The sequence below is a fragment of the Streptomyces sp. NRRL F-5650 genome (assembly GCF_000721365.1).
Lineage (GTDB): Bacteria > Actinomycetota > Actinomycetes > Streptomycetales > Streptomycetaceae > Streptomyces > Streptomyces ardesiacus.
This window is the reverse complement of the sequence record NZ_JOGV01000024.1, coordinates 66,426-93,352: the sequence shown is the minus strand read 5'-3', so window position 1 is coordinate 93,352 and position 26,927 is coordinate 66,426. Positions and strand designations below refer to the sequence as shown.

At 71.8% G+C, this 26,927-nt stretch carries 26 protein-coding genes and 2 tRNA genes; 17 read left to right on the top strand and 11 right to left on the bottom strand.

What is annotated here, in order from left to right:
- Together IG88_RS38840 and IG88_RS0121510 are read right to left on the bottom strand one after the other, a co-directional pair.
- On the bottom strand, nucleotides 1-1,319 hold a 1,319-nt coding region (locus IG88_RS38840; RefSeq protein ID WP_051851999.1), incomplete at its 3' end, for a serine/threonine-protein kinase.
- An 85-nt stretch (nucleotides 1,320-1,404) separates the two neighbouring features.
- Complete coding sequence (locus tag IG88_RS0121510) at nucleotides 1,405-1,953, bottom strand: helix-turn-helix domain-containing protein (RefSeq protein ID WP_030405065.1); 549 nt, start codon at nucleotides 1,951-1,953, stop codon at nucleotides 1,405-1,407.
- Nucleotides 1,954-2,133: 180 nt separating this feature from the next.
- Here IG88_RS0121510 and IG88_RS0121505 point away from each other — a divergent pair.
- Together IG88_RS0121505 and IG88_RS0121500 are read left to right on the top strand one after the other, a co-directional pair.
- Nucleotides 2,134-2,206 (top strand) — tRNA-Ala (locus IG88_RS0121505).
- A 308-nt stretch (nucleotides 2,207-2,514) separates the two neighbouring features.
- Complete coding sequence (locus IG88_RS0121500; protein WP_031043582.1) at nucleotides 2,515-3,291, top strand: isoprenyl transferase; 777 nt, start codon at nucleotides 2,515-2,517, stop codon at nucleotides 3,289-3,291.
- Nucleotides 3,292-3,396: 105 nt separating this feature from the next.
- Here IG88_RS0121500 and IG88_RS0121495 read toward each other — a convergent pair whose 3' ends face one another.
- Entirely contained in the window at nucleotides 3,397-4,098 is a 702-nt protein-coding gene (locus tag IG88_RS0121495; RefSeq protein WP_031043580.1) for a DUF5324 family protein, read from the bottom strand.
- 320 nt (nucleotides 4,099-4,418) lie between these two features.
- Here IG88_RS0121495 and IG88_RS0121490 point away from each other — a divergent pair, with 320 nt between their 5' ends.
- Entirely contained in the window at nucleotides 4,419-4,952 is a 534-nt protein-coding gene (locus tag IG88_RS0121490) for a peptidylprolyl isomerase (protein ID WP_031043578.1), read from the top strand.
- Nucleotides 4,953-5,055: 103 nt separating this feature from the next.
- Nucleotides 5,056-5,961 carry a rhomboid family intramembrane serine protease gene (locus IG88_RS0121485; RefSeq protein WP_031043575.1) on the top strand — a complete coding sequence of 302 codons (906 nt, stop codon included), beginning with the start codon at nucleotides 5,056-5,058 and terminating at the stop codon, nucleotides 5,959-5,961.
- Between the two features lie 267 nt (nucleotides 5,962-6,228).
- Here the strand turns inward: IG88_RS0121485 and crgA are convergent, their stop codons facing one another.
- Entirely contained in the window at nucleotides 6,229-6,483 is a 255-nt protein-coding gene (crgA, locus tag IG88_RS0121480) for a cell division protein CrgA (RefSeq protein WP_030405060.1), read from the bottom strand.
- Nucleotides 6,484-6,636: 153 nt separating this feature from the next.
- On the opposite strand from crgA, the gene IG88_RS0121475 reads away from it, so the two are divergent.
- From IG88_RS0121475 to IG88_RS38835, 6 genes are all read left to right on the top strand, one after another.
- Nucleotides 6,637-7,416: a DUF881 domain-containing protein gene (locus tag IG88_RS0121475; protein WP_031043573.1), complete on the top strand. Its 780-nt coding sequence runs from the start codon at nucleotides 6,637-6,639 to the stop codon at nucleotides 7,414-7,416.
- Between the two features lie 45 nt (nucleotides 7,417-7,461).
- A complete protein-coding gene (locus IG88_RS42700) occupies nucleotides 7,462-7,659 on the top strand; it encodes a hypothetical protein (RefSeq protein WP_174256084.1) in 198 nt (65 codons plus the stop codon).
- Nucleotides 7,656-8,294 carry an aminodeoxychorismate/anthranilate synthase component II gene (locus IG88_RS0121465; protein WP_031043568.1) on the top strand — a complete coding sequence of 213 codons (639 nt, stop codon included), beginning with the start codon at nucleotides 7,656-7,658 and terminating at the stop codon, nucleotides 8,292-8,294. The genes IG88_RS42700 and IG88_RS0121465 overlap by 4 nt, the downstream gene beginning before the upstream one ends.
- Nucleotides 8,291-9,358, top strand: coding sequence for a class E sortase (locus tag IG88_RS0121460; RefSeq protein WP_031043567.1), 1,068 nt, complete (start codon nucleotides 8,291-8,293; stop codon nucleotides 9,356-9,358). Before IG88_RS0121465 ends, IG88_RS0121460 begins: the two co-directional genes overlap by 4 nt.
- Nucleotides 9,359-9,371: 13 nt before the next feature.
- Nucleotides 9,372-10,142, top strand: a complete 771-nt coding sequence (locus IG88_RS0121455; protein ID WP_031043565.1) for a class E sortase — start codon at nucleotides 9,372-9,374, stop codon at nucleotides 10,140-10,142.
- A 71-nt stretch (nucleotides 10,143-10,213) separates the two neighbouring features.
- Nucleotides 10,214-10,744 (top strand): hypothetical protein, encoded by a 531-nt coding sequence (locus tag IG88_RS38835; RefSeq protein WP_051851998.1) that lies wholly within the window; start codon nucleotides 10,214-10,216, stop codon nucleotides 10,742-10,744.
- 148 nt (nucleotides 10,745-10,892) lie between these two features.
- On the opposite strand, the gene pknB is transcribed toward IG88_RS38835, so the two are convergent.
- The 6 genes from pknB to fhaA form a co-directional block, all read right to left on the bottom strand.
- Nucleotides 10,893-12,911, bottom strand: coding sequence for a Stk1 family PASTA domain-containing Ser/Thr kinase (gene pknB, locus IG88_RS0121445; protein ID WP_031043560.1), 2,019 nt, complete (start codon nucleotides 12,909-12,911; stop codon nucleotides 10,893-10,895).
- Nucleotides 12,912-13,101: 190 nt separating this feature from the next.
- Nucleotides 13,102-14,574: a peptidoglycan D,D-transpeptidase FtsI family protein gene (locus IG88_RS0121440; protein ID WP_031043557.1), complete on the bottom strand. Its 1,473-nt coding sequence runs from the start codon at nucleotides 14,572-14,574 to the stop codon at nucleotides 13,102-13,104.
- On the bottom strand, nucleotides 14,571-16,010 hold the full coding sequence (locus IG88_RS0121435) for an FtsW/RodA/SpoVE family cell cycle protein (RefSeq protein WP_031043555.1): 1,440 nt from the start codon (nucleotides 16,008-16,010) through the stop codon (nucleotides 14,571-14,573). The genes IG88_RS0121440 and IG88_RS0121435 overlap by 4 nt, the downstream gene beginning before the upstream one ends.
- Nucleotides 16,011-16,037: 27 nt before the next feature.
- A complete protein-coding gene (locus tag IG88_RS0121430) occupies nucleotides 16,038-17,570 on the bottom strand; it encodes a Stp1/IreP family PP2C-type Ser/Thr phosphatase (RefSeq protein ID WP_037836361.1) in 1,533 nt (510 codons plus the stop codon).
- Between the two features lie 141 nt (nucleotides 17,571-17,711).
- On the bottom strand, nucleotides 17,712-18,227 hold the full coding sequence (fhaB, locus tag IG88_RS0121425; RefSeq protein WP_030405050.1) for an antibiotic biosynthesis regulator FhaB: 516 nt from the start codon (nucleotides 18,225-18,227) through the stop codon (nucleotides 17,712-17,714).
- Nucleotides 18,228-18,237: 10 nt separating this feature from the next.
- A complete protein-coding gene (gene fhaA / locus IG88_RS0121420; protein ID WP_031043548.1) occupies nucleotides 18,238-19,107 on the bottom strand; it encodes an antibiotic biosynthesis regulator FhaA in 870 nt (289 codons plus the stop codon).
- Nucleotides 19,108-19,594: 487 nt separating this feature from the next.
- Here fhaA and IG88_RS0121415 point away from each other — a divergent pair.
- Nucleotides 19,595-19,681: transfer RNA gene (locus IG88_RS0121415), tRNA-Leu, on the top strand.
- An 84-nt stretch (nucleotides 19,682-19,765) separates the two neighbouring features.
- Here IG88_RS0121415 and IG88_RS0121410 read toward each other — a convergent pair.
- A complete protein-coding gene (locus IG88_RS0121410; RefSeq protein WP_031043545.1) occupies nucleotides 19,766-20,644 on the bottom strand; it encodes a carbohydrate-binding protein in 879 nt (292 codons plus the stop codon).
- A gap of 401 nt (nucleotides 20,645-21,045) precedes the next feature.
- On the opposite strand from IG88_RS0121410, the gene IG88_RS0121405 reads away from it, so the two are divergent.
- The 6 genes from IG88_RS0121405 (at nucleotide 21,046) to IG88_RS0121380 (ending at nucleotide 26,923) form a co-directional block, all read left to right on the top strand.
- Entirely contained in the window at nucleotides 21,046-22,512 is a 1,467-nt protein-coding gene (locus IG88_RS0121405) for a DUF2252 domain-containing protein (RefSeq protein ID WP_037836352.1), read from the top strand.
- Between the two features lie 56 nt (nucleotides 22,513-22,568).
- Nucleotides 22,569-23,384, top strand: a complete 816-nt coding sequence (locus IG88_RS0121400) for a hypothetical protein (RefSeq protein WP_031043540.1) — start codon at nucleotides 22,569-22,571, stop codon at nucleotides 23,382-23,384.
- Between the two features lie 49 nt (nucleotides 23,385-23,433).
- Entirely contained in the window at nucleotides 23,434-23,763 is a 330-nt protein-coding gene (locus IG88_RS0121395; protein ID WP_031043538.1) for a rhodanese-like domain-containing protein, read from the top strand.
- Nucleotides 23,764-23,986: 223 nt separating this feature from the next.
- On the top strand, nucleotides 23,987-24,799 hold the full coding sequence (locus tag IG88_RS0121390) for a DUF5819 family protein (RefSeq protein WP_031043534.1): 813 nt from the start codon (nucleotides 23,987-23,989) through the stop codon (nucleotides 24,797-24,799).
- Complete coding sequence (locus tag IG88_RS0121385) at nucleotides 24,796-26,124, top strand: HTTM domain-containing protein (protein ID WP_234332240.1); 1,329 nt, start codon at nucleotides 24,796-24,798, stop codon at nucleotides 26,122-26,124. Before IG88_RS0121390 ends, IG88_RS0121385 begins: the two co-directional genes overlap by 4 nt.
- A 10-nt stretch (nucleotides 26,125-26,134) precedes the next feature.
- On the top strand, nucleotides 26,135-26,923 hold the full coding sequence (locus IG88_RS0121380) for a TrmH family RNA methyltransferase (protein WP_031043529.1): 789 nt from the start codon (nucleotides 26,135-26,137) through the stop codon (nucleotides 26,921-26,923).
- The last annotated feature ends 4 nt before the right edge of the window (nucleotides 26,924-26,927 follow it).

Genomic DNA, 26,927 nt, shown 5'->3' with positions numbered 1-26,927 from the left:
GGCGCGGGGTGGGGGGAAGGGGCCCGGTCCCGGGTGAAGGGCGTGCCGGTCGCGGCCGGTGTGTGGCCGCCGGGGGAAGGCGGTGCACCGGCCGGGTGCGGTGGGGCCGCGCCGGGCGCCGGGGGCGTCCAGTGCCGCGCGGGAGGCGGACCGCCCGGCGTCGCGGCCACGCCCCCCGGCGCCGCACCGGGGGCGGCGGGATGCCGCTCGCCGGTGGACGTCGTACCGGTCGGAGTGGACGTCGTACTGATCGGAGTGGGCGGGGCGCCGGTCGGAGTGGGCGGGGCGCCGGGCGGCTGGGCGTCGTGCGCCGGGTCCGTGGAGGGCGCGCCGAGGAAGGCGCCGGACGGTGGCGTCGCCCACGGGGGAGGCGGCGGCACCTGTGGAGCGGGGCCCGGGTCCGCGGCGGTCGCCGTGTCGTCCAGGCCGGACGCCCTCCTGAGCGGCCCCTCGGGGCCGAACCCCGGTGGAAGCGGGCCCACTTGGTCGAAGATCTCGATCAGCTCGTCGTCGGGCCCCGGCTCCGGCAGCAGCTCCACCGCCGCGGCCAGTGCCTTGCGCGCCCCCGTCGCGGTACGGAACCTCGCCGACGGGTCCGGCTGCACCAGCGCCGCCACGACCTGCCACAGTGGTTCGGGCACCCCCCGCGGCGCGGGCGGCGTCCCGTGCTCGGCGAAGTGCTCGACGAGCGACTTGGCGTCCGGCTTGGCCCCCTCCAGCAGGTACAGGGCGACCAGGCCCACCGCGAACAGGTCCGCCGGGAAGTCCGGCTCCGCGCCCAGCATCTGCTCCGGTGCCAGGTAACCCGGCGTCCCCACCACCAGGTTGGTCTCCGTCAGCCGGGGTTCACCCAGCCGCATCGCGATACCGAAGTCGGACAGCCTCAGGCGCGGACGGCCCGTCCCGGTCGCCTCCAGGAGCAGGTTGGCGGGCTTGATGTCACGGTGCACCACGCCCTCCCCGTGCACCGCCGCCAGGCCGGACAGGAGCTGGTCGAGCAGCGTGCACACGAAGTCGGGCGGCAGGGGGCCGTAGTCCCCGACCAGGTGGACCAGCGAACCGCCCGTGACCAGGTCCATGGTGAACAGGACCTGGTCGTCGTCGGCGGCCCAGCTCGCGGGCGCCAGCACATGGGGATGATCGATCCGCAGCGCCTGCTCGCGGACGAACCGCAGCAGCGAGTGCGCGTCCCGCTGCTGGAGCACCTTCGCGGCCACATAACGCCTGCGCCGGTGGTCCCAGGCACGCCAGACGGCACCCACCCCGCCCCGGCCGACCGGGTCGACCAGTTCGTACCGGCCCGCGAAGACCTCACCCATGGCTGTGCGCCGCTCCTCCCCTGGGACCTGTCGCGCCACTCCCGCGGGCCCGGCCGCCGGCCTCCCGGCGAGCGGACCCGCGGGGTCAGTTCTGGTGGGACTGGTAGTGCGCGACCGCGTCCGAGGTGCGGCCCGCGCCGTACACCCGCAGGAACTCCGCCAGCTCCGGATGCGAGGAGGAGAGCGCGTCCGCCGCGTCGATGATGTCCCCCGCCGCCGCCACCGAGCGCAGCAGCGACTGGATCTCACGGACCACCCGCTTGACCGTCGGCGCACCCGAACTGCTCGTGGTCGCCGTGGTGTTGCTGAGTACGGAGCCCCCCTGCGACTTCTTGATCTCGTCCATGCGCTCCGCCGCCTCGGCCGCGCTCACACTGCCGTCGGCGACCTGGCCCGCCAGGTCCTGGAGCAACTGCACCCGCTGCACCACGGCAGGATTGCCGATCTTCGCCCGCTGGCCGCTCATCAACTGCGACAGCATCGGCGCGGACAGCCCCAGCACCCCCGCGAGACGAGCCTGGTTGAGACCGAGATCGTCGATGAGCCTGCGGAAGAGCGCCCCCAGTGGTTCCCCGTACCAGTTCCGCTGCAGTTCCCGCGCCCTCGCGGTGGCTTCCTGCTGTGCGGCGTCCATTGCGTCTCCCCATCGCTTCCCCAAAAACCGCAGTTCGCTCCAGCGAACCACGCCGAGCATCTTACGGAGCGTGGTCGTTCCCCGGGAGCCCCAATCATTTGTGAGATACGTGGGGCGACCCGGTACTCTTGTCCGCGGTGACCGGCGGTCCGCGACACCCGGACCGGCGACACCTCCCGAGGGGCCTTAGCTCAGTTGGTAGAGCGCTGTCTTTGCATGGCAGATGTCAGGGGTTCGACTCCCCTAGGCTCCACCGCGAAGAGCGCCTCCGACCTGCGGAAACGTAGGACGGGGGCGCTTTTTCCGTTCAGGGTCGCTTCGACGTGACTCACAACACCCGGAGGAACAGGCCCAGTTGACTGCCTGGAAGAATGCTCCGACGCCCGCGCCGCCATCGGCGCGGGCCCGCCCACGGGCCCTCTCGTCGCCCGGGCGGGGCTGTCTGCTCTTGATATCGTCACCCCACAGGGCATCAGCGCCACACCCCCGCGGGGCGGTGCCACGTGGCTCATCGCCGTCGGAGCAGTTCAGTCGCTACCGACGAGGTGGAAGGGGTTGACCATGCGAGCGAAGGTACGGGCCGCTCTCGACGCGCTCTACATGAAGCGGCTGGTCAGAGAGCTGGAGGGCCGTCCACGCCCCCAGCACATCGGCATCATGCTCGACGGCAACCGCCGGTGGGCCAAGATGTCGGGCATCGACGACCCGCGGGAGGGCTACCGGGCCGGCGGTGCCAAGGTGCTGGACTTCCTGCGCTGGTGCGACTCGGCCAAGATCGAGCACGTCACCCTGTTCATGCTCTCCGACGACAACCTCCACCGGCCCGAAGAGCAGCTCAACCCGCTCATCGACATCATCGCCGAGGTCGTCGAGCAACTGGCCGCGCCGGGCAACCCCTGGCCCGTCGAGGCCGTCGGCGCCCTGGACCTGCTGCCCGCCGAGTCCGCGAGCCGCCTCAAGACCGCCACCGCCGCCACCCAGGGACGCAAGGGCGGCACCAAGGTCGACGTCGCCGTGGGCTACGGCGGCAGGCGCGAGATCGTCGACGCCGTGCGCTCCGCCCTCACCGAGCACAGCTCGCAGGGCGGCGACATCGACGACTTCATCGAGACCTTCACCATGGAGCACATCTCCAAGCACCTGTACTCCAAGACGCGGTCCGAGTCCGACCTGATCATCCGCACCTCCGGCGAGCAGCGGCTCTCCGGGTTCCTGCTCTGGCAGTCCGCCTACGCGGAGGTCCACTTCTGCGAGACCTACTGGCCGGACTTCCGCGAGATCGACTTCCTGCGGGCCCTGCGCTCCTACTCCCTGAGGGAACGCCGGTACGGCCGCTGAGCCGCGTACGGCGTTGTTTCACGTGAAACGCCGCGGGGCGGGAGACACAAGGTCTCCCGCCCCGCGGCGATGAGAAGGCAGTCGGCGCCGGGACCGCGGTCAGGATCAGCGGGGCTCGTCGCCCTCGGCCGCTTCCTCCTGGGCCTGCTTGGCCTGTACCTCGGGGTCGAGGATCGCGTCGCCGGTGCCGTCCACCGACGTCAGCCGCCCCGACTCGGGGACCTCCGTCGCCTCCGGCGGCTCCACCAGCCAGTCCGGGTTGGCCTGCTTGTCCCACCACTTCCACGCGGCGAAGGCACCGCCCGCGACGATGCCCACCACCGCGAGAACCTTGGCGACCCGGCCGGCGCTGGCCCGACGCCGGTTCCTGCGGGTGAGCCGCTGGATCTCCTTGGCCGTCACCTGACCGCGCAGCGCGGCCAGCGCGGCGGCACCCCGGGCCGTGGCCTCGTCCCGCACGGGACCGGCCGCGGCCACGGCCTGCTCGATCCTCGGCCGTGAGTATTCGGCGGCCTGCCGAGCGGCCAGCCGGGCACGGACCGCGGCCTCCTGCGCGGCCGCGTCCATCTTCGGCGGCACATGCGTACGGGCCTGTTCCAGCCGCGGCGCGACATGCGTGCCGTACTGATGACGTGCCTGGCACGTGGCCTGCGACACCTTGGGCGCCAGCCGTACGCGCGCCTCCTGTGCATAGTGAGCGGCCCTGTCCTTGGCCGTGTCGGCGTAGGGCGCCACCACTTCCGCGGCGTGCAGCACGCTGTCCTTCGCCGAACCGGTCGCGGCGCGCACGCTGTCGATGCGGGTCACGGGTTCCTCCTCCTCGGTGGCGTACGGTAATTCGACTTTCCACCCTTTTACGGATCATGCCTGGGGACGCGTCACCAGGCATGCGAGGGCGGGCATCCGGGTCACGGGCGATGTCGCCGGGACCGCTGGGACAAGTGGGTACGAAGTTGCGAACACGAGCTGATCCACGTCAATAACCGCTGCATACCGGGCAGCACGAGCCTGTCCCCGACCATGCCACGGATCGGCCCCGCACGCTCGTGACCCAGCGGTAAGAGAGCCGAACGTGCCACCGGCCGTGCGAGGATCGGTGCGCATCACAGGACGACGGAAGGCACACCGTGGCCGAGCAGCTCTACGCCACTCTGAAGACCACCCAAGGCGACATCGAGGTCCGGCTGCTGCCGAACCACGCGCCCCGGACGGTCAGGAACTTCGTCGAGCTGGCCCGCGGCGAGCGGGAGTGGACCCACCCCGCCACCGGGGAGAAGTCGACGGCCCGGCTCTACGACGGCACGGTCTTCCACCGGGTCCTCAACGGCTTCATGATCCAGGGCGGCGATCCGCTGGGCAACGGCACCGGCGACCCGGGCTACCAGTTCCCGGACGAGTTCCACCCCGACCTCGCCTTCGACCGGCCCTACCTGATGGCTATGGCCAACGCGGGCCCCGGCACCAACGGCTCCCAGTTCTTCATCACCGTCTCCCCGACCACCTGGCTCAACCGCAAGCACACGATCTTCGGCGAAGTGACCGACGCGGCCAGCCAGAAGGTCGTCGACACCATCGCCGCCGCCCGGACCAACCCCCGCACCGAACGCCCCCTCAACGACATCGTCCTCGAATCGGTCGTCGTCGAGACCCGCGAGGCCTGACGGGGCCGTGGGCCGGGCAGGAACCAAAGGCCCCGCTCATCCGTAAAGAAGGACGGGGCGGTGCATGTGCACACACCGCCCGCAGGACGACCAAGGGGATGTCATGGACCACGCGGCCGCCGGCCCGCCGGACGCCGGCCCACCGGGAGCCCACAGCCTGCCCCGCTGCTATCGCCACCCCGACCGCGAGACCGGCATCCGCTGCACCCGCTGCGAGCGCCCCATCTGCCCGGACTGCATGGTCAACGCGTCCGTGGGCTTCCACTGCCCGGACTGTGCGAGCGGCCGTACCGGAGGAAGCGGCCCGGCGCCCGCCGCGTCCCGGCCCCGCACCCTCGCCGGCGGTGTCGTCGCCGCCGACCCGCGACTGGTCACCAAGGTCCTGATCGGGATCAACCTGGCCCTCTTCCTGGTCCAGCTCTCCGTCGGCGACCGCTTCACCCAGCAGTTCGAGCTGCTCGGGCGGGCGTACATCACCTTCCCCGGCCCGGTGGAGGGCGTCGCCGAGGGCCAGTGGTACCGGCTGCTGACCGCGATGTTCCTGCACAGCAGCTACCTGCACATCCTCTTCAACATGGTCAGCCTCTGGTGGCTTGGCGGACCCCTGGAAGGGGCGCTGGGGCGGGCCCGCTACCTCGCCCTCTACTTCTGTTCCGGACTGGCGGGCAGCGCCTTCACCTATCTGATCGCCGCACAGAACCAGCCCTCGCTCGGTGCCTCCGGCGCGATCTTCGGCCTCTTCGGCGCCACCGCCGCCCTGGTCCGCCGGCTCAACGCGGACATGCGGCCGGTCGTCATTCTCCTGGCGATCAACCTGGTCTTCACCTTCACCTGGTCCAACATCGCCTGGCAGGCACACGTCGGCGGCCTGGTCGCCGGAGGGCTGATCGGCTACGCCATGCTCCACGCCCCGCGTGAGCGGCGGACGCTCGTGCAGTACGGGACCTGTGCGCTGGTCCTCGTGGCGGTCGTCGTACTGACCCTGGTGAGGACCGCCCAGCTCACCTGAGCGCCCTGTTGTCCACAGTAGGTGGCGGATCTTGTGCACAGTGTGCGGGAACACGTGTGCCCCCTGTCGCTGACCAGTGTTCGTGCAGGTCAGGCAGGGGGCGAACGTGTTTTCGGGAGCGGGGTCCGACCGGTACTTCCGTCACACCGGCGTCAATGCCCGGTGGGTTATCCACAGATCGTCTTTCTTTTCCCCAGCGTGTGGACAGCGCCTGTGGATAACTCCGTGAATACCCCTGGGCAGAGCCTCCGGAGAGCTACCGCCCGGCTACTTCCACTGCGTCGAGACGCCGAACCCGGCGGCGATGAATCCGAAGCCCACCACGATGTTCCAGTTGCCCAGCGAGTCGATGGGCAGGGAACCGTCGGTGACGTAGAAGACGACGATCCAGGCGAGGCCGATGACGAACATGGCCAGCATGACCGGCGCGACCCAACTGCGGTTGGTCAGCTTGATACTGGCCGTCTGCTTCGAGGGCGGCGGCGTGTAATCGGCCTTCTTGCGGATACGTGACTTCGGCACGAGGGTCTCTCCTGTCGATGCGCTGCGTGGCCGCGCAGGGAACGGGGGGTCGGTCTCGGTGGGCGGCGTACATGGGGACAAGGGAACTTGGAGCGCTCCCCCGGGCGTCCGTTAGCGTAGTCCTTCCGTGGCGCCGAAGGAGATAAGGGTACGTTGAGCAATTCTGCCGACTCCCCCGGAACGGGATCCAGCCCTGGCCGCCGGCGCCGTTTCCGGCCCGTGCGGGTGCTCACGGCGGCCGTCTTCGCGCTCGCGGGACTTATTTTCTTCACCAGCTTCAATACCGCGAAGGGCACCAATATCCGTACGGACGCCTCTTTGCTCAAGTTGTCCGATCTCATCCACGAGCGCAGCCGGGAGAACGGCGCTCTGGAGGAGTCGAACGGTGCCCTGCGCGAAGAGGTCGAATCGTTCGCCGCGCGCGACGACGGCCGGACGAAGTCCGAGGACGACAAGCTCGCCGCGCTGGAGAAGAAGGCGGGCACCCGGAAACTGAAGGGCGAGGCGATCACCGTCACGCTCGACGACGCCCCGCCGGACGCCACCGCGAAGCTCCCCGGCTATCCGGAGCCGCAGCCCGACTACCTGGTGATCCACCAGCAGGACCTGCAGGCCGTGGTGAACGCGCTGTGGCAGGGCGGCGCCGAGGGCATCAAGGTCATGGACCAGCGGCTGATCTCCACCAGCGCGGTGCGCTGCGTGGGAAACACCCTGATCCTCCAGGGCCGCGTCTACTCCCCGCCCTACAAGATCCAGGCGGTGGGCGATCCCGAGCGGCTGAAGAACGCGCTGGCGAAGTCGCCGGCGATCCAGAACTACATGGTGTACGTCAACGTCTACGGGCTCGGCTGGAAGGTCCAGGACGACGGGCGGGTGACGCTGCCGGGCTACTCGGGCACGGCGGACCTGCAGTATGCCCAGCCTGTGGATTAGGGCCGTTCCGGGGACCCCCGCGCCGCTAGTCTGGTGCCGTGCGGCGTGAGTCTGGCGCCGTGGTGCGACGGAAGGGACGGCATGTACGGCTGGATCTGGCGGCATCTGCCGGGGAACGCGTGGGTCAAGGCGCTGCTCTCGCTCATGCTGGCGATGATCGTGGTCTACGTGCTCTTCCAGTACGTCTTCCCGTGGGCGGAACCGCTGCTGCCCTTCAACGATGTGACGGTGGACAACCAGTGAGCGCGCGCATCCTCGTCGTCGACAACTACGACAGCTTCGTCTTCAACCTGGTCCAGTACCTCTACCAGCTCGGCGCCGAGTGCGAGGTGCTGCGCAACGACGAGGTGTCGACCGCCCGTGCCCAGGACGGGTTCGACGGCGTGCTGCTCTCGCCCGGCCCGGGCACGCCGGAGCAGGCGGGCGTCTGCGTCGACATGGTCCGGCACTGCGCGGCGACCGGGGTGCCGGTCTTCGGCGTCTGCCTGGGCATGCAGTCGGTGCAGGTGGCCTACGGCGGTGTGGTGGACCGGGCGCCGGAACTGCTGCACGGCAAGACCTCGCCGGTGGAGCACACGGGCAGGGGCGTCTTCGCGGGCCTGCCCTCCCCCTTCACCGCGACGCGGTACCACTCGCTGGCGGCCGAGCCGGCCACGGTCCCGGCGGAGCTGGAGGTGACGGCCCGCACCCCCGACGGGATCGTGATGGGCCTGCGCCACCGGGACCTGCCGGTGGAGGGCGTGCAGTTCCACCCGGAGTCGGTGCTGACCGAGCACGGGCACCGGATGCTGGCCAACTGGCTGGCGGAGTGCGGAGACCGGGACGCGGTGGCGAGGTCGGCGGGGCTCGCCCCGGTGGTGGGCAGGGCCACGGCGTGACCGCGCTGCGCCCCGAGCGCGACTCCGGCACAGCCGGTGACCAGGGATCCTCGTACGGGCAGCCGTACGGGGATTCCGGTGCGTTCGGGGACGACTGGTACGGCGGGTTCACCTCCGCCGGGCCGGGTGAGCCGTACCGCCCGCCGCCCGTCGACGACGAGACGGTGGCGCTGCGGATCCCGCAACCCCCGGTGCCGCGGACGGCCACCGGGACGGGTTCCGCAGCGGACGGCCCCGTGGGCGGCGGTCGCGCGGCCCGCCGGAAGGCCGCCAAACGCCGTCACGGGCGCCGTGGGGCGCCCCGGGCGCGGTCGGCGGAGGCGGAGGGCGAGGAGCAGCCCAAGGCGCCGCTGTCGCGCGTGGAGGCCCGTCGGCAGGCCCGGGCACGGAAGCCCGGCGCCGCGGTGATCGCCAGCCGGGTCATGGGCGAGCTCTTCATCACGACCGGTGTGCTGATGCTGCTGTTCGTCACCTACCAGCTCTGGTGGACCAACGTCCGGGCGCACGCGCAGGCCGACCGGGCCGCGAGCAGCCTCCAGGACGACTGGGCGAACGGCAAGCGCAACCCGGGGACGTTCGAGCCGGGCCAGGGCTTCGCGCTGCTGCACATTCCCAAGCTGGACGTGGTGGTGCCGATCGCCGAGGGCATCAGCAGCAAGAAGGTGCTCGACCGGGGCATGGTCGGGCACTACTCCGAGGGCGGGCTGAAGACGGCGATGCCCGACGCCAGGACCGGCAACTTCGGGCTCGCGGGCCACCGCAACACCCACGGTGAGCCGTTCCGGTACATCAACAAGCTGGAACCGGGCGACCCGATCGTCGTGGAGACGCAGGACAAGTACTTCGTGTACAAGATGGCGTCGATCCTGCCGGTGACGTCGCCGAGCAACATCAGCGTGCTGGACCCGGTCCCGAAGCAGTCGGGCTTCAAGGGACCCGGCCGCTACATCACCCTCACCACCTGCACGCCGGAGTTCACCAGCAAGTACCGCATGATCGTCTGGGGCAAGATGGTCGAGGAACGGCCGCGCAGCAAGGGCAAGCCGGATGCGCTCGTCAGTTAAGGGCGGATGACCAGTGGCAGCGACCACCGACACGGAGCAGCAGGAGCACGCCGGCGAGGACGGACCGGCGGAGTCCGGGACACGCCGCCGCCGGGGTCCCGGACGGATCGTCGCCCGGGCGGTCAGCGTCTTCGGCGAACTGCTCATCACCGCGGGCCTGGTGATGGGCCTGTTCGTCGTCTACTCGCTGTGGTGGACCAACGTGGTCGCCGACCGCGCGGCGGACCGGCAGGCCGACAAGGTCCGGGACGACTGGGCCCAGGACCGGGTGGGCCCGGACGGTCCGGGAACGCTGGACACCAAGGCGGGCATCGGCTTCCTGCACGTCCCGGCGATGGGGAGCGGGGACATCCTGGTGGAGAAGGGCACGTCGATGAAGATCCTCAACGACGGCGTGGCCGGCTACTACACCGACCCCGTCAAGGCGACGCTGCCCACCTCGGACAAGAAGGGCAACTTCTCGCTCGCCGCCCACCGGGACGGGCACGGCGCGAAGTTCCACAACATCGACAAGATCGAGAAGGGCGACCCGATCGTCTTCGAGACGAAGGACACCTGGTACGTGTACAAGACGTACGCCGTCCTGCCCGAGACCTCGAAGTACAACGTCGACGTGCTCGACGCCGTCCCGGAGGAGTCCGGCAGGAAGAAGGCCGGCCACTACATCACCCTGACGACCTGCACGCCGGTCTACACGAGCCGCTACCGGTACGTGGTCTGGGGCGAACTGGTCCGCACGGAGAAGGTCGACGGGGACCGGACGCCTCCCGCGGAGTTGCGGTGAGGCGAGCGAGTCGCCCGGCGCGGCCCGGCCCTCCGCCGGAGCGCCGTGGGGATCCCGCCGGGACATGACGCATGAGGGCACGTTCGACGCTGCGGCCCGAGCGGCTCGCCCACCTGGGCGGGCTGGTGGTGATGGGCGTCGCGCTGCTGTTCCTGTTCGGGGCGGTCGGCTCCGTCGTGGCCGTCGTGGTCGCGATGCTGTGCGTGGGGATCGTCGCCGGGGGCCGCGGTGGCGTCCGGGCCGTTCGTGAGCGGGCGTGGACGCGGCCCCGCACCTGGCTGTCGTGGGGTGCGGCCGGTGTCTCGGCGGGAGCGGCCGGTTCCGCCGTCGCCTACGTGACCGGCGTCCTGTCCGGGGGCCTCGATGTCGGGGAGGCGTGTGTCCACGGCCACGGTGTCCGCTACGACGCCTCCTACCGGGCCGCGCACGCGGAGGAGTTCGACCGCTGGTTCCCGCTGCGCAGCAAGTGCAACGAGGACTTCGATCTCGTTCCCGCCTGGGTGAACCCGGCCGTCGTGTTCTTCGTGCTGCTCGGGGCGGCCGGTGTGCTCTGTCTCGTCGTCGCGGTGGTGGCCGCCGTGCGGCGGCGGTCACGGGCGTAGCGGTGGCGGTGACGCCGCCGTGCCGCCGGGCCCGCGTCTCCGGAACCGCGCCGGCGTCCTGGACCGGCATCGCCGGCCTCCTGCACCGGCAGCACGGAGCCCCGGCCCCTCGGGTGAGGGACCGGGGCTCCGGTCGTCCGGGGGCGGGTCAGTCCCGGCCGCGGAGGCCGCCGATGAAGCCGCCGCCGTTGTCGCCGCCGCCGTTGTTGGCGTTGTTGCCGCCCACCGTGGTGAGGGTGATCTGCGTGCCGGCGGGGTCGTCCACCTCACTGTTGGCCGGCGGGTTCTGCCCTATGACGATGGCGTTGCCGTCGTTGGGGCCGCTGACCTGGATGTTGGTGAAGCCGGCCTGCTGCAGGGTCTGCTGGGCCTGGGACAGCGGCGTACCGAGCTTGATCTCGGGCACCTTCGTCTTCTCCGCCACCTTGCCGACGAAGATCGTGACCTTGGAGCCCTTGTCCACCTGGGTGTTGGCCGCGGGGCTGGTGGAGATGACCTTGCCGTTCTGGTTCGGGTCGTTCGTCGGCTGCTCCGCGCACTCGGCCGTGAGGTCGCCGCTGCTCTCCACCTGGGACTTGGCCTCGTCGCAGGACCGGCCCACCACGTCCGGCACCGTGGCCTTCTCCTGGGCCTTGGCGACCTCGAGGGTCACCGTGGAGCCCTTCTCCAGCTCCTTGCCCGGGTCCGGGTCCTGGCTGAGGACCGTGCCCTCGTCCTGGGAGGACTCGGTCTGCTTGGTCTCGACCTTGAAGCCCTTGTCCTCGAGCTGCTGGGTGGCCTCGTCCACGTTCTTGTCGATCACGTTCGGGACGGCGACCTTGGGCGCGCCCGTCGAGACCACGAGGTTGACGGTGGTGCCCTTGTCGACCTCGGTGCCCTGCTTGGGGTCCTGGGCGCAGATGCTGCCCTTCTTCTGGTCCTCGCAGGGCTTCTGCTCGACCGTGCCCAGCTTGAGGTCGGTGTTGGTGAGCTGTTTCTCGGCGTCGTCCTGCGTCTGACCGATCAGCGCGGGCACGGGCACCGTGCTGTCGCCCGGCCCGCCGCCCCCGCTGAAGGCGTACCTGCCGATCAGGATGGCGCCCACGAGGACGAGGATGCCGGCCAGCACCAGGAGGATCGTGGAGGTGTTCTTCTTGCGGGGCTGCTGGCGGCGCCGGTCTGGGCGGTCGTCGTAGCCGTAGCCGCCGTCGTCCGGGTTCATCGGCGGCAGCATGGTCGTGGCGGCGCCGCCCCCGTCCGAGCGCAGCGCGGTGGTCGGCTGGTCGTCGGGGTAGCCGCCGTAGCCGCCGGCGGCCATGGCGCCCATCGCGGCGGTGGCGCCGACGGGCTGGCCGTCGAGGCAGGCCTCGATGTCGGCGCGCATCTCGTCGGCCGACTGGTAGCGGTAGTCCGGGTCCTTGACCAGGGCCTTCAGCACGATCGCGTCCATCTCGGGCGTGATCTCGGGGTCGAAGACGCTCGGCGCCTGCGGTTCCTCGCGCACGTGCTGATAGGCGACGGCGACCGGGGAGTCGCCGACGAAGGGCGGCCGGACCGTGAGCAGCTCGTAGAGCAGGCAGCCCGTGGAGTACAGGTCGGACCGGGCGTCGACCTGCTCGCCCTTGGCCTGCTCCGGGGAGAGGTACTGGGCGGTGCCGATCACGGCGGCGGTCTGGGTCATCGTCATGCCGGAGTCGCCCATGGCGCGGGCGATGCCGAAGTCCATGACCTTGACCTGGCCGCCCCGCGTCAGCATGACGTTGGCCGGCTTGATGTCGCGGTGGACGATGCCGGCCCGGTGCGAGTACTCCAGGGCCTGGAGGATGCCGATGGTCATCTCCAGCGTCCGCTCCGGCAGCAGCTTGCGGCCGGAGTGGAGCAGCTCGCGGAGCGTGGAGCCGTCGACGTACTCCATGACGATGTACGGGATGGAGACCCCGTCGATGTAGTCCTCGCCCGTGTCGTAGACCGCCACGATCGCGGGGTGGTTGAGCGAGGCGGCCGACTGGGCCTCCCGGCGGAACCGGGCCTGGAAGGACGGGTCGCGCGCGAGGTCGGCGCGCAGCGTCTTCACCGCCACCTGGCGCCCGAGCCTGGTGTCATGCGCGTGGTAAACCTCCGCCATGCCACCACGGCCGAGCACCGGGCCCAGCTCGTACCGGCCGCCGAGGCGACGCGGCTCTTCCATAGCTACCTACCAGCCCTCTCCGTCGGTCCCGACCGGCATGCTTGTACGGTCGGAGGCTGCCGTCCGGCCTACCGTACCCGGCTCGCTCCGGGCCCCTTGGCCGAGCCGGGCAGCCGATACGGGACCGGTATCGCAACGTGCGCCGATGTGAAGGAGACGTGACGGGAGTCACGTCCCGTTCGGGGCGCGGTCACTTCTTGCTGTCGATGACGGCCTCCATGACGTTCTTCGCGATCGGCGCCGCGAGGCCGCCGCCGGAGATGTCGTCGCGGCCGGCGTTCTCGTCCTCGATCACCACGGCGACGGCGACGGGCGAGCTGCCGTCGTCGGTCTTGGCGTACGAGATGAACCAGGCGTAGGGGTTCTCGCTGTTGTCGACGCCGTGCTGTGCGGTACCGGTCTTGCCACCCACCGTGACGCCGTCGATCCGCGCGTTGGTTCCCGTGCCGTCCTCGACGACGGTCTCCATCATGGACTGGAGGATCTGGGCGTTGTCCGCCGACAGCGGCCTGCTCATCTCCTCGGGGTCCGTCTTCTGGATGGTGTCGAGGTTGGGGGCCTGGAGCGCGTCGACCATGTACGGCTTCATCAGGGTGCCGTTGTTGGCGACGGCCGAGGTGACCATGGCCATCTGCAGCGGGGTGGCGGCGGTGTTGTACTGGCCGATGGAGGAGAGCGCGACCTGGGAGTCGTTCATGCCGTCGGAGAAGACGGAGGCGCTGGAGCGGACCGGGACGAACTGCTCCTCGGTGAAGCCGAACTTCTTGGCGGTCTCCAGCATCTTGTCGTTGCCGAGGTCGTAACCGACCTTGCCGAAGACGGTGTTGCAGGAGACGCGCAGGGCCTCGCGGAGGGTCGCGTCCTCGCAGGGGAGGTCGCCCTCGTTGGGCAGGTCGGTGCTGGTGCCCGGCATCGTCCAGGGCAGCGGGGAGTCGGTCTTCTCGTCCGCCGAGCCGTACAGGTGGTGCTCCAGGGCCGCCGCCGCGGTGACCACCTTGAAGGTGGAGCCGGGCGGATAGACCTCGCGCAGCGCGCGGTTGAGCATCGGGTCGTCGGGGTTGTTCTTCTTCTGCAGCCTGTTCCAGGCCTCGCCTGCCGCGTCGTCGCTGCCCGCGATCGTGGTGGGGTCGAACGAGGGGTACGAGGCCATGGAGAGGATCTTGCCGGTGGACGGCTCGATCGCGACGACGGCGCCCTTGGCGCCCTGCTTCTTCAGGCCCTCGTAGGCGGCCTTCTGGGCGGCGGTGTTGAGGGTGGTGACGACGTTGCCGCCCTCGCGCTTCCTGCCCGTGACCATGTCGAGGGTGTTGCGGAAGAAGAGCCGGTCGTCGTTGCCGGTGAGGATGCCGTCGTCGATGGACTCCAACTGGGTGGCGCCGAAGGCCTGGGAGACGTAACCGGTGACGGGCGCCCACATGGCGCCGTCCTTGTAGGTGCGCTTGTACTTGAAGTCGCCCTCGGTGGCGGCGTGTCCGGTGATGGCCTTGCCGTCGACGATGATGTCGCCGCGCGGGGTGGCGTACCGCTCGATGGCGACGCGGCGGTTGTGCTCGTCCTCCTTGAGCTCGTCGGCCTGGACGTACTGGATCCAGTTGTCCCGGACGAGCAGGGTGAGGACGAGGAGCCCGCAGAAGATCGCGATGCGGCGCAGCGGCTTGTTCACGAACGCACCACCTGGGTCATCTCGGCATCGGGGCTGGCGGGCGCGGCGGGGGCCGGCCTGCGCGCGGTGTCGCTGATGCGCAGCAGAATGCCGATCAGCGCCCAGTTGGCGATGACGGAGGAACCGCCGTAGGCCAGGAAGGGCATGGTCATACCCGTGAGCGGGATGAGGCCCATGACGCCGCCGGCGACGACGAAGACCTGGAGGGCGAAGGCGCCGGAGAGGCCGATGGCGAGGAGCTTGCCGAAGGGGTCGCGGGCGGCGAGGGCGGTGCGCACGCCGCGTTCCACGATCAACGCGTAGAGCAGGAGCAGGGCCATCAGGCCGGCGAGGCCGAGTTCCTCGCCGAAGGTGGCGAGGATGAAGTCGGAGTTGGCGGCGAAGCCGATGAGGTCGGAGTGGCCCTGTCCCCAGCCGCTGCCGAGGGTGCCGCCGGAGCCGAAGGCCCACAGGGCCTGCATGGACTGCTCGGTGTGGCCGAAGATGCCCTGCCGGCTGAGCTCGTACTCGTGCATCGGGTCGAGCCAGGCCTGGACGCGCTGCTGTACGTGGGACTCGAAGGAGGCGACGCCGACGGCGCCGGCCGCCGACATCAGCAGACCGAAGACGATCCAACTGGTCCGCTCGGTGGCGACGTACAGCATGATCACGAACATGCCGAAGAAGAGCAGCGAGGTGCCGAGGTCGGTCTCGAAGACCAGGATCAGGATCGAGATGATCCAGACGACGATGATCGGACCGAGGTCACGTCCGCGGGGCAGGTAGAGGCCCATGAAGCGGCGGCTGGCGAGGGCCAGGGCGTCGCGTTTGACCATGAGGTAGCCCGCGAAGAACACCGCGAGGATGATCTTGGCGAACTCGCCGGGCTGGAGAGTGCCGAGGCCGGGGATCTTGATCCAGATCTTGGCACCGAAGGTGTTGTGCCCGAGGCCCGGAACCAGCGGCAACAGCAGCAGGACCAGCGCGCCGGCCATGGAGATGTAGGTGTAGCGCTGGAGGACTCGGTGGTCCCTGAGGAAGACGAGCACCGCTACGAACAGGGCGACGCCGAGTGCGGAGTACAGGAGCTGGCGAGGCGCCGCCTCGACGAACAGCTTGCTCGCCTGGAGACGCCCCGACTGGTCCAGGCGCCAGATGGCGACGAGGCCGAGCCCGTTGAGCAGGGTGGCCAGCGGCAGCAGCAGCGGGTCGGCGTACGGCGCGAACTTGCGCACGACGAGGTGGCCGACGCCGGCCAGCAGGCCGAGGCCGAAGCCGTAGCTCAGCAGCCCGGCGGGCACCTCGTCGTTGATGGCCAGGCCCACGTTGGCGTAGGCGAAGACCGGGATCAGGACGGCGAACACGAGCAGAGCCAGCTCGGTGTTGCGCCGGCTCGGGGCGCCGATGGCGCCGATCGTGGACGTGTGGTGCGTCGACGGGTTGGTAGTACTGCTCATCGTGTGACAGGGCCTCTCACGGCTTGCCTACTGCTTACCGCACAGCGAGACGACCTTCTGTTCTTCCTCCGAGAGGGTCGGTCCTGAGCCTGGGTTGGGTGCGGTCGTGGACTCGGGCGATTCGGGTGCCTCGGCCGATCCCGAGGGGGTCGGGCTCGGCGAGGCCTTGGACGTGAAGGAGGCGGGGCTGGTTCCCGTGGTGCCTCCGGCCTCGCCCTCACCGGTCTTCGCGTTCTTCTCGGTCTCCGTGGAGCGCTTCTCCGCCTGCTTCTTGCAGGCGGAGGCCTGGACCGCCAGCTCCTCGATCTTGGCCCGGGCGTCGTTGAGGTCGCCCTCGGGGATGGTGGCCTCGACCAGTTTCTGCTGGTAGGGCGGCAGGTACTTGAGTTCGATCTCGGGGTGGTCCTTCTGGACCTTGGAGAGCGAGACCCAGGCGAGGTCCTGGCTGATGCCCCGGTACAGCGCGAGGTGGTCGTCGTTGGTGCCGACGTAGTACTGGGTCTGCGTCCAGCGCCAGCCGCCGTAGGTGCCGCCGCCGATGACGGCGAGGGCGAGGGCGGTGTACAGGGACCGCTTGAGCCACTTGCGGTTCTTGCGGGGCTTGGCGAAGTCGTCGGGGCCGTAGTCGTCGAAGCCGTCGGTGGAGACGAAGCCCGTGGTGTCGCCGCTGCCGGGCGGGCCGAACTCGCCGCCCCCGCCGCGCGGCCGGCCCAGACCCGCGGCGCGGCCGGCCGGGGTCTGCATGATGCCGTTGTCGCCCGTCTGGGCCTGGTTCTCGGCCACGGCGCCGACGACCACGGGGGTGTCGGAGAGCTGTGCGGCGAGGGTGTCGCCGGTGTCCAGGTCCAGGACGTCGGCGACGATGACGGTGATGTTGTCGGGGCCGCCGCCGCGCAGGGCGAGCTGGATCAGCTCCTGGACGGTCTCCTGGGGGCCCTGGTAGCTGGCGAGGGTGTCCTCCATCGTCTGGTGGGAGACGACGCCGGAGAGACCGTCGGAGCAGATCAGGTAACGGTCGCCGGCCCGCACCTCGCGGATGGACAGGTCGGGTTCGACGTGGTCGCCGCTGCCGAGGGCGCGCATCAGCAGGGAGCGCTGCGGGTGGGTGCCCGCCTCCTCCTCGGTGATGCGTCCCTCGTCGACGAGGCGCTGCACCCAGGTGTGGTCCTGCGTGATCTGGGTCAGCACGCCGTCGCGCAGGAGGTAGGCGCGGGAGTCGCCGACGTGGACCATGCCCAGGCGCTGCCCGGTCCACAGCAGGGCGGTCAGGGTGGTGCCCATGCCCTCCAGGGCCGGGTCCTCCTCGACCATCTGCCGGAGCTGGTCGTTGGCGCGCTGCACGGCGGCGCCGAGGGAGGTGAGGACGTCGGAGCCGGGCACGTCGTCGTCGAGGGCGACGATGGTGGAGATCACCTCGGAGGAGGCGACCTCGCCGGCCGCCTGGCCGCCCATGCCGTCGGCGATGGCGAGCAGGCGGGGCCCGGCGTAGCCGGAGTCCTCGTTGCCCTCGCGGATCATGCCCTTGTGGGAACCGGCGGCGAAGCGCAGTGACAGACTCATGCGCACCTCGCCCGTCGGCTCCGACTGCAGCCGGTCGTGTCGAGCCACACTGCCCACCCTCCGGTCGGGAGCGCGCCGGGGCCCGGGGTGCCGGCCGCCGCTGCGTGCTCGCTCCGCTCGCGCTCATTCATTGGTGTAGCACTACTTCCGCAGCTCGATGACGGTCTTGCCGATGCGGATCGGCGCCCCCGGGCCAATCGGGGTGGGGGTCGTCAGCCGGGCCCGGTCCAGGTAGGTGCCGTTGGTGGAGCCCAGGTCCTCGACGATCCACTGGCCGTTCTGGTCCGGGTAGATCCTGGCATGGCGGCTGGAGGCGTAGTCGTCGTCCAGCACGATCGTCGAGTCGTGGGCCCGGCCGAGCGTGATGGTCTGGCCCTGGAGGGCGACGGTGGTGCCGGTGAGGGTGCCTTCCGTCACGACCAGCTTGGTGGGCGCGCCCCGGCGGCCGCGGCCGCCGGACTGCTGGCGCTGCTGCGGAGGCGCCTGCCCCTGGCGCGTGGCGGTCTGCTGCGGTCGGGCGGCGTCGCGCCGCGCGCCGCGCTGGGTGACCCGCGTACCGAAGAGGTCGCTGCGGATGACCTGCACGGCCACGATCACGAACAGCCACAGTACGGCGAGAAAACCCAGCCGCATGACCGTGAGGGTCAGCTCTGACATTGCCCCCGGATCACCCTTCGGCTTGCCTGTAGATAACGGTGGTGCTGCCCACGACGATCCGCGAGCCGTCGCGGAGCGTAGCGCGGGTGGTGTGCTGCCCGTCCACCACGATGCCGTTGGTGGAGCCGAGATCCTGGATCGTCGAGGGCGTTCCGGTCCGGATCTCGCAGTGCCGGCGGGAGACGCCGGGGTCGTCGATCCGCACGTCGGCCTCGGTGCTGCGGCCCAGCACGAGCGTCGCGCGGGAGATCTGGTGGCGGGTGCCGTTGATCTCGATCCAGTGGCGGGTGCGTCCGCCGGGGGCGGGCGTCGCCGGGGGCTGCGGGCCGCCGGCGGGCTGCGGGTAGCCGTACCCGCCGGGGCGGCCGCCGGGCGGCGGCGCGGACGGCATGGGCGGGGCGCCCGCGGGGGCGGCCGGCGGGTAGCCGTACCCGCCGCCCGGCTGGGCGGGACGCGCGGGGGGCGCCGGGGGCGCGGCGGCGGCCGGGCCGCCCTGGTGGCTGCTGGAGGAGGCGAGGGTACGGCTGCGCACCCGGTACAGGCCGGTGTCGAGGTCGTCCGCCTTCTCCAGGTGGACCTTGATCGGGCCCATGAAGGTGTAGCGCTGCTGCTTGGCGTAGTCGCGGACCATGCCGGCCAGCTCGTCGCCGAGCTGCCCGGAGTAGGGGCTGAGGCGCTCGTAGTCGGGCGTGCTCAGCTCCACGATGAAGTCGTTGGGCACCACGGTGCGGTCGCGGTTCCAGATGGTCGCGTTGTTGTCGCATTCACGCTGAAGCGCTCCCGCGATCTCCACGGGCTGCACCTCGGACTTGAAGACCTTCGCGAAGGTGCCGTTGACCAGGCCTTCGAGCCGCTGCTCGAACTTCTTCAGGACTCCCATGGGGCACCTCCTCCGTCGCTGCCGTCCTGTCCGCTTCCACTGTCCTGCGTAGTGCTGTGCGGGCGCGCACCGCCCACCTGGTACTGCTTACTGATCGTATCCACGCGCCGGTCGATCGGCTGGTTCCCCCTGTCGGCCCGGTCGACGGGTGTCGACGCCTCTCGGAGTTCCCGCCCGGGCTCCCCTTCGAACTCCGGCGGGACCTTCGGGGTGTGCTCCCTCAGGTACTCATGCCCAGGATCGTAGAGGCGGCCGCAGACCAGTGTCCCGCACCTGGCCGCGGTCCCCTACCGGCTCCTGGGGAGACGGGCCGGACCGGTACGAGGTTGATACGTGAACGGCCACGGACCGGGACGAGTGCCCGAAGGAGGGCGGGCGCCCCGCTCCGCCCGGGGAAAGGGATGTGAATCGACCCGTTCCAGCGTGCTAATGTTCTCGTGTCGGAAGGCGCCGGACCGCAAGGAAAGGCCCGGAAGACACACCCAATGCGCGGGTGGCGGAATAGGCAGACGCGCTGGATTCAGGTTCCAGTGCCCGCAAGGGCGTGGGGGTTCAACTCCCCCCTCGCGCACCAGCCGGAAGCCCCCCAGGTCTCGGACCTGGGGGGCTTCCGCGTGTCCGGGCACGGCGGCCCGTGGCGCGTGCTGTGAGGAAGGTCTCAGGACTCCGGAGCCCACAGGGCCGGCACGTTCGGCGGCTCCCAGCCCGTCATCGCGGTGTGCGCCTGGAGGCAGCGGTACGAGCGGCCGCCGTACGTCACCCGGTCACCGGAGGTGTAGGCGTGGCCGGTCGCCCAGGTGCCGCTCGGCGGGTCGGTGGGCGGGTCGGTGGGCGGATTCGTGGGACCGGTGCCGCCGTCCACGTCCAGGACGAAGTCGAAGGTGCCCTCCTTGCCGTTGCCGGCGCCGCGGACGTTCATCAGCAGGGCCGGATCGAAGATCGCGTCCGTGCTGTTGCGGGGCTCGCCGGGGAAGTAGAGCTGGGTGGTCAGGACGGGTTTGCCCGGGGCCTGCACCTTGACGTGGATGTGCCGGGTCCGGCCGGGGTAGAGGCCGGGGACGATCGTCTGCAGGGTGAAGGCGCCGGTGGAGTCGCTGAACTGGTGGCCGCGGAAGGTGTACCCGGCCATGTCGTAGTTGCCGTTGGTGTCCGCCTGCCAGAAGTCGAGCAGCACGCCGGACAGCGGGACGCAGTTCCGGCCGAAGACGTAGCCGCTGACGGTCAGCGGGGTGCCCGGGGTGCCGGGCGTGACCAGGCTGGTGCGCAGCGGCGAGTTCGGCTTGAAGTACGGGCCCTCCATCTGGTCGGGCGTCAGGTCGTCGCCGTCGTCGCAGTACGGCGTCGGCGTCAGGGTCCGCCCGTCGTCGGCGCGGGCGGCGTCCCGGGCCAGCGCGATGCCGCCGGTGGCGAGCAGCGGGACGGTGGCGCCGGCGGCGACGGCCGCCCTGAGCAGCGTCTTGCGGCTGATGCCGCGGTCGCCGCCGGAGTCCGTGCCGGGGCCGGACTCGTCGGGGGTGGTGGGGGTGTGGGAGGTCATGGCGGTTCCTCGGTCTCCTCGGTGAGTGGTCCCTGGGCGAGCTGAGCGGGACGTGCGGCATCCGGGACGTCGGGGACAGGGAGCGCGCCCGCCGGCGCGGGGCAGGCTGCTGTGGTTGCTTCGGCGGGCGCGCTCCGTGGTGATCGCTGGCCACCGTAGGCGGGCGGCGGGGGGCGCGGGCACCTCCTGTTTCGCCCCCTGCCCGGCGTTATGCGGGCGGGCGGGCCCGGCCGTGTACGCGCGGTGCGGCCCGGCGGTACGGTCGTGGCGCGCCGGGGGCGGGGCGGCGGACCCGGCCCGTGGCGGGGCGGGGCCGTCGGCGTTCTCCGTGGGCCGGGCAGGTGTCCGGTGCGGGCCGGCCCGACGTACAGGTACGGACGAGGGACGTGGAGGGGGCCGGGATGACCGGGGCGACAGTGCACGGAGGCGTGGCGGGGGCGGAAGGCGTCGGCGGGGCGCGCGGGGGCGCAGGGGCTTCGCGGGGCGGGCGGGTGCCGGTCGTTCCGGGGTTCGCGCGGTGGCCCGCGGAGGGTTCGCCGAAGGCGGAGGGCAAGGCGCTGCGCACGCGCGTCGCCCGGTCCGCGCACGCCGACCTCGATCTGGACCCCGCCCGGCCGGACGCGGTGAGCGCGGTCGAGGAGTCCCACCGCGGCCGGATACCGGGGCTCACCCCGATCCGGGCCGGGCGGATGGCGGCCACGCCGTTCGCGTTCCTGCGCGGGTCGGCGGGCCTGATGGCGTACGACCTGGCCCGCACCCCGGTCACCGGGATCGGTGCCCAGATCTGCGGTGACGCGCACGCCGCGAACTTCGGCCTCTACGGCGACGCCCGCGGCCGTCTGGTCATCGACCTGAACGACTTCGACGAGACGGTCCACGGACCCTGGGAGTGGGACCTCAAGCGGCTCGCCGCCTCGCTCGTCCTCGCGGGCCGGGAGGCCGGTGCCGACGAGGACACCTGCCGCGAGGCCGCCCACGACGCGACCGGCGCCTACCGGCGCACCATGCGGCTGCTGGCGAAGCTCCCCGCGCTGGACGCCTGGAACGCCATCGCGGACGAGGAACTCGTCTCCCACACCGACGCCCACGACCTGCTCGGCACCCTGGAACGGGTCTCCGAGAAGGCGCGGGCCAACACCAGCGGGCGCTTCGCGGCGAAGTCGACCGAGCCCACCGGGGACGGCGGGCGGCGCTTCGTGGACGCGGCTCCGGTGCTGCGCCGGGTGACGGACGCCGAGGCGGCGGCGGTCGCCGGCGCCCTGGAGGCGTACCTGGACACGCTCTCCGAGGACCGCCTGCCGCTGCTGGCCCGGTACGCGGTGCACGACGTGGCCTTCCGCGTCGTCGGCACCGGCAGCGTGGGCACGCGGTCGTACGTCGTGCTGCTCCTGGACCACCGGGGCGAGCCGCTCGTGCTCCAGGTCAAGGAGGCCCGGCCCTCCGTGCTGCTGCCCCACCTGGCGGCCGCCGGGTTCGACGCCCCCGAGGCCGCGCACGAGGGCCGCCGGGTGGTCCTGGGGCAGAAGCGGATGCAGGTGGTCAGCGACATCCTGCTGGGCTGGACCTCGGTCGACGGGCGGCCCTTCCAGGTGCGCCAGTTCCGCAACCGCAAGGGCAGCGTCGACCCCGGGGCCCTGGCCGCCGACCAGCTCGACGACTACGGCCGCATGACCGGCGCGCTGCTGGCCCGCGCCCACGCGCACAGCGCCGACCCGCGGCTGATCGCGGGCTACTGCGGCAAGAACGGCGAGCTGGACGAGGCCGTGGCCGCCTTCGCCGTCGCCTACGCCGACCGCACCGAGGCCGACCACGCGGACCTGGTGGCGGCGGTGCGCGCGGGGAGGGTCGCGGCGGAGCTGGGGGTGTGAGGGGCGGTGGGGCCGCGCGGGCGGCTCCCGGTGCCGGAACCCCCTAGGCTGGTCGGGTGACGACGCCGGAAGCTGAGCCCGAGCAGCAGGGTGCGCCGCGTCCCGAGGAACGGCTGGAACAGGCCGTACGGGCCGCCGAGCAGGCACTCATCGAGTACGAGATCGCGCTGGAGACCTTCCGCGTGGAGGTCGAGAACTTCTCGCGGCTGCACGAGCAGCGGCTCGGCCCGGTGTACGCGCGGCTCGAGGAGCTGGAGGCGGAGATCCTCGAGGCCCGCGCGGCCCGCACGGGCGACGCCGAGGACCTGCGCCGGGCGGACGAGGCGCGGGCGCGGCTGATGCCGATCCCCGGGGTCGAGGAGCTGCTGAACGGCTGGATGGACGGGGACGGGCTGTTCCCGGAGGCCGCCGCGATGCTCACGGACCAGGCGGTCCGCCCCCCGCAGCGGGTCCGGCCGAGCGAGGAGGCCCGCAGGCTCTACCGCGAGCTGGCCCGCAAGGCCCATCCCGACCTGGCGCAGGAGGAGGCCGAGCGGGTCCGGCGCGAGGAGTTCATCACCCGTGTCAACGCCGCCTACGCCGCCGGTGACGCGGCCCGGCTGCGCGAGCTGGCCGAGGAGTGGGCCGCCGGGCCGGTGCCCGAGCGGCGCCCGAGCCGCGCCGAGGAGCTGTACGCGCGGCTCGAATGGCTCGACCGGCGCAAGGAGATGCTCACCCTGCTCGCCAAGGAGCTGGAGGAGAGCGCGATCGGCGCCATGCTCAGGCTGGCCCCGGACGACCCCGACCGGCTGCTGGAGGAGATCGCCGAACAGCTCGCCGCCCAGGTGCGCGAGCGGGAGGCGGAGCTGGCGGGGATGCTCGCGCAGGACTGAGTCCGCCCGCGGCTCCGGTAGCGTCTGGGGCATGAGTTTCGGAGCTGGTGTGCCCACGGTCGGCATCGACGACCTCAAGGACGGCGACTTCCTGCTGGACGTCCGCGAGGACGACGAGTGGCAGGCGGGCCACGCCGCCGGGGCGCTGCACATTCCCCTCAGCGAGTTCGTGGCCCGCTACGGCGAGCTGGCCGAGGCCGCGCCGCAGGACGGCCGGGTGCACGTGCTCTGCCGCGTGGGCGGCCGCTCGGCGCAGGTCACCATGTACCTGGTCCAGCAGGGCGTCGACGCGGTGAACGTCGACGGCGGCATGCAGGAGTGGGCCGCGGCCGGACGGCCCGTGGTCGACGACAAGGGCGAGCCCGGGCACGTCCTCTAGCGGCGGGCGCGCCGGACCCGTCGTCCTCGCCGCGACCCGCCGGGGCCGGGCCGTCCCGGCCGGTGTGGTGACGGCCACGGTGCGGCCGGTCCGGAGGGGGCTGTACGGCCGGCCGGTCCTGAGTACCGTTCCCGTTCGAACGTCGCCGCGCGGCCGCACGGGTGGCGCGGGGCGTCCCGGGACGGGACGGGCGGACGGACGGATCGGGACCGAACGGGGCGGAATGGACGCGTACGACAAGGGCTCGGACGCCCGGCAGGGGCCGGGGCGGGACGACCCGGACGGGCCGGGTGGCCTGGACGGGCCGGGTGACCCGGACGGGGCCGGGACCGCCTCCGGGGAGGACGGTGCCGCACTTCCCGGCCCGCGTCCCGGCCCGCATCCCGGCCTCGCCGCGCTCTCACCGCGCTACCAGGCCGGTGCCCTGGCCGCCCTCGCGGTGGTCGCGGTCGCCGTCTGCGCCCACCTCGGGCTGGTGTTCCTGCACGTGGCCCCGTCCAACACGCTCACCAAGCAGCACGGCGCCGCGGTGGACGAGTGGGTCTTCCCGGAGTTCGAGCAGAACTGGAAGCTCTTCGCGCCCAACCCGCTCCAGCAGAACGTCTCCGTCCAGGTCCGCGCCGAGATCGGTACCGCGGACGGCGGGATACGCACGACCGGCTGGTACGACCTGTCCGCCGAGGACGGCCGGGCCATCGACGGCAATCCGCTGCCGAGCCACACCCAGCAGAACGAACTGCGCCGTGCCTGGGACTTCTTCGTCGCCACCCACGACTCGGAGCACCGCCCGGTGGGGCTGCGGGGCTCCCTGTCCGAGACGTATCTGCGGCGCATCGCGCTGCTGCGCCTGGAGCGCAACGACGCGGCCGGACCGGGGGGCGTCGTCGAGCGCGTGCAGTACCGGTCCCGGACCACGAACGTGGAGCCGCCACCGTGGAGCGGCGAGAAGGTCTCCCCACGGCCGTCCGTGCGCGAGCTGCCCTGGTGGTCGGTGGCCGCGGAGACCGGGGGCGCCAGGGCCGGGGGCGCCGCGTGAAGGGCATCGTCGCCCCGGTCTCCCGGTCCGTCGCCCGCGTCACGGGCGCGGCGCTCGGCCCGTACCAGACCGCCGTGGTCCGCATCGGCTTCAGCGCCACCTGGCTGCTCTTCCTGCTGCGCGAGCTGCCCCACCGCCACGAGCTGTACGGCCCGGACAGCCCCTGGGGCCACGACCTCGCCGAGCAGTTGACCGCCGACAACGGCTCCTTCACGGTGCTGATGTGGTCGGACGGGCGGATCTGGTTCGAGGCCGTCTACGCGCTGGCCGTCCTGAGCAGCGTGCTGCTCCTGCTGGGCTGGCGCACCCGCACGCTGTCCGTCCTGTTCATGGTCGGCGTGCTCTCGCTGCAGAACCGCAGCGTGTTCATGGGGGACGGCGGCGACAACGTCGTGCACCTGATGAGCATCTACCTGGTCCTCACCCGGTGCGGCCGGGTGTGGTCGCTGGACGCGCGCCGTGCCCGGCGCGTGGCTGCGGCACGCGCGCGGGGCGAGCGGGCCGTGGACAGGACCGGGCCGGTGCTCTGGTGCGTCCTCGGGTTCGCACTGATCGCGGCGACCTCGGCGGGCCTGCTCGACGGCGACTGGTTCGTGCCGGCGCTGCTGTGGGCGGTGTGGGTCTCGCTCGGCCTGTGGTGGGCCGCGGGGCGCGGTGCCGAGGGCGGCGGTCAGCCGCGGATCCTGCTGGACGTGGTCACGAACGTCGTGCACAACGGCGCGCTCGTCGTGATCATGGCCGAGGCGTGCCTGATCTACGCGACCGCCGGCTGGTACAAGATCCAGGGATCGCGCTGGCAGGACGGCACGGCCGTCTACTACCCGCTGAACCTGGACTACTTCTCGCCGTGGCCCGCGCTGTCCGACGCGCTGGCCGCCAACGGCACGGTGATCATGCTCATCACGTACGGCACGGTCGCCGTGCAGGTCGCCTTCCCGTTCACGCTGTTCAACCGGCGGATCAAGAACGTGCTCCTCGCCGTGATGATGACCGAGCACGCGGTGATCGCGGTGACGCTCGGGCTGCCGTTCTTCTCGCTGGCGATGATCGCCGCCGACGCGGTCTTCCTGCCGACCCCGTTCCTGCGCCGGCTGGGCGGCCGGGCGGCCCGCGCGGGGGGCCGGCTGGCGCGCCGGTTGCCCTCGGCGGTGTTCGCGGGGACGGCGCACGGGGACGCCGACCGGGACGGGGACGAGTACGGGCACGGGCACGGGGAAGGTCGTGCGGCGACGGTGCCAGGGCCGCGGACCCGGGGAGACGACGCGGGGGCCGCCGGAGCCGGGGCGGGTGCGGTGGAGGACAGGGCCCCCGACCCGCGCACGTAGGCTTCCGCACATGACCGACCCCGCCGACCCCGCCGACCCCGCCGCCCCCGGCCCGCCGGCCGCCTGGCGGCTGCACGCCGGCCGGTGCGTGCTCCTGGACGGCTTCCACGCCCTCAAGCACGCGCTGCGCTTCGGCGCCGAGGTGCCGGTGGCCGTCACCAGCGACCGCGCGGGCGCCCTGGCCCTCGCCGACGAGCTGGCGCCGGACGTGCGCGAGGCGCTGGCGGGGCTGCTGACCGAGGTGCCGCACGAGACGTACGCGTCGCTCGTCGCCCGGCCGCACCCCACCGCGGTGGCCGCCCTGGCCGTACGGCCCGCGCGGGCGGCCGGTCTGGAGGCGCTGGCGCGCCTTCCGCGCCGCGCCCCCGTCGTCGTCCTCGACCAGCCGCGCAACCTCGGCAACGCGGGGGCCGTGATCCGGCTGGCCGCCGGGTTCGGGGCGACCGGTGTGGTCACCACCGGCACGCTGGACCCCTGGCACCCCACGGTGGTGCGCGGCGGGGCGGGGCTGCACTTCGCGACCGTCGTGGAGCGGCTGGAGGCCGCCGGTCTGCCGCCGGGGCCGGTGTTCGCGCTGGACCCGGAGGGCGAGGACATCCGGGGGCTGAGGCTGCCGGACGACGCGCTGCTCGCCTTCGGCTCCGAGCGCAGCGGGCTGACCCGGGAGCTGCGCGCGCGGGCCGACCACCTGGTGGCCCTGCCGATGCGCCCCCAGGTCTCCAGCTACAACCTCGCGACCAGTGTGGCCATGACGCTCTACCACTGGAGCGCCGGCGGGGGCGCACCCCGGATGCCGTAGGAGC

Excerpts from the sequence above, each read along its gene's own strand:
- IG88_RS0121510 (WP_030405065.1), bottom strand. The coding sequence starts at position 1,953 with ATGGACGCCGCACAGCAGGAAGCCACCGCGAGGGCGCGGGAACTGCAG.
- IG88_RS0121500 (WP_031043582.1), top strand. The coding sequence starts at position 2,515 with ATGCGAGCGAAGGTACGGGCCGCTCTCGACGCGCTCTACATGAAGCGG.
- IG88_RS0121485 (WP_031043575.1), top strand. The coding sequence starts at position 5,056 with ATGGACCACGCGGCCGCCGGCCCGCCGGACGCCGGCCCACCGGGAGCC.
- IG88_RS38835 (WP_051851998.1), top strand. The coding sequence starts at position 10,214 with ATGAGGGCACGTTCGACGCTGCGGCCCGAGCGGCTCGCCCACCTGGGC.
- pknB (WP_031043560.1), bottom strand. The coding sequence starts at position 12,911 with ATGGAAGAGCCGCGTCGCCTCGGCGGCCGGTACGAGCTGGGCCCGGTG.
- IG88_RS0121435 (WP_031043555.1), bottom strand. The coding sequence starts at position 16,010 with ATGAGCAGTACTACCAACCCGTCGACGCACCACACGTCCACGATCGGC.
- IG88_RS0121430 (WP_037836361.1), bottom strand. The coding sequence starts at position 17,570 with ATGAGTCTGTCACTGCGCTTCGCCGCCGGTTCCCACAAGGGCATGATC.
- fhaB (WP_030405050.1), bottom strand. The coding sequence starts at position 18,227 with ATGTCAGAGCTGACCCTCACGGTCATGCGGCTGGGTTTTCTCGCCGTA.
- fhaA (WP_031043548.1), bottom strand. The coding sequence starts at position 19,107 with ATGGGAGTCCTGAAGAAGTTCGAGCAGCGGCTCGAAGGCCTGGTCAAC.
- IG88_RS0121410 (WP_031043545.1), bottom strand. The coding sequence starts at position 20,644 with ATGACCTCCCACACCCCCACCACCCCCGACGAGTCCGGCCCCGGCACG.
- IG88_RS0121405 (WP_037836352.1), top strand. The coding sequence starts at position 21,046 with ATGACCGGGGCGACAGTGCACGGAGGCGTGGCGGGGGCGGAAGGCGTC.
- IG88_RS0121390 (WP_031043534.1), top strand. The coding sequence starts at position 23,987 with ATGGACGCGTACGACAAGGGCTCGGACGCCCGGCAGGGGCCGGGGCGG.
- IG88_RS0121380 (WP_031043529.1), top strand. The coding sequence starts at position 26,135 with ATGACCGACCCCGCCGACCCCGCCGACCCCGCCGCCCCCGGCCCGCCG.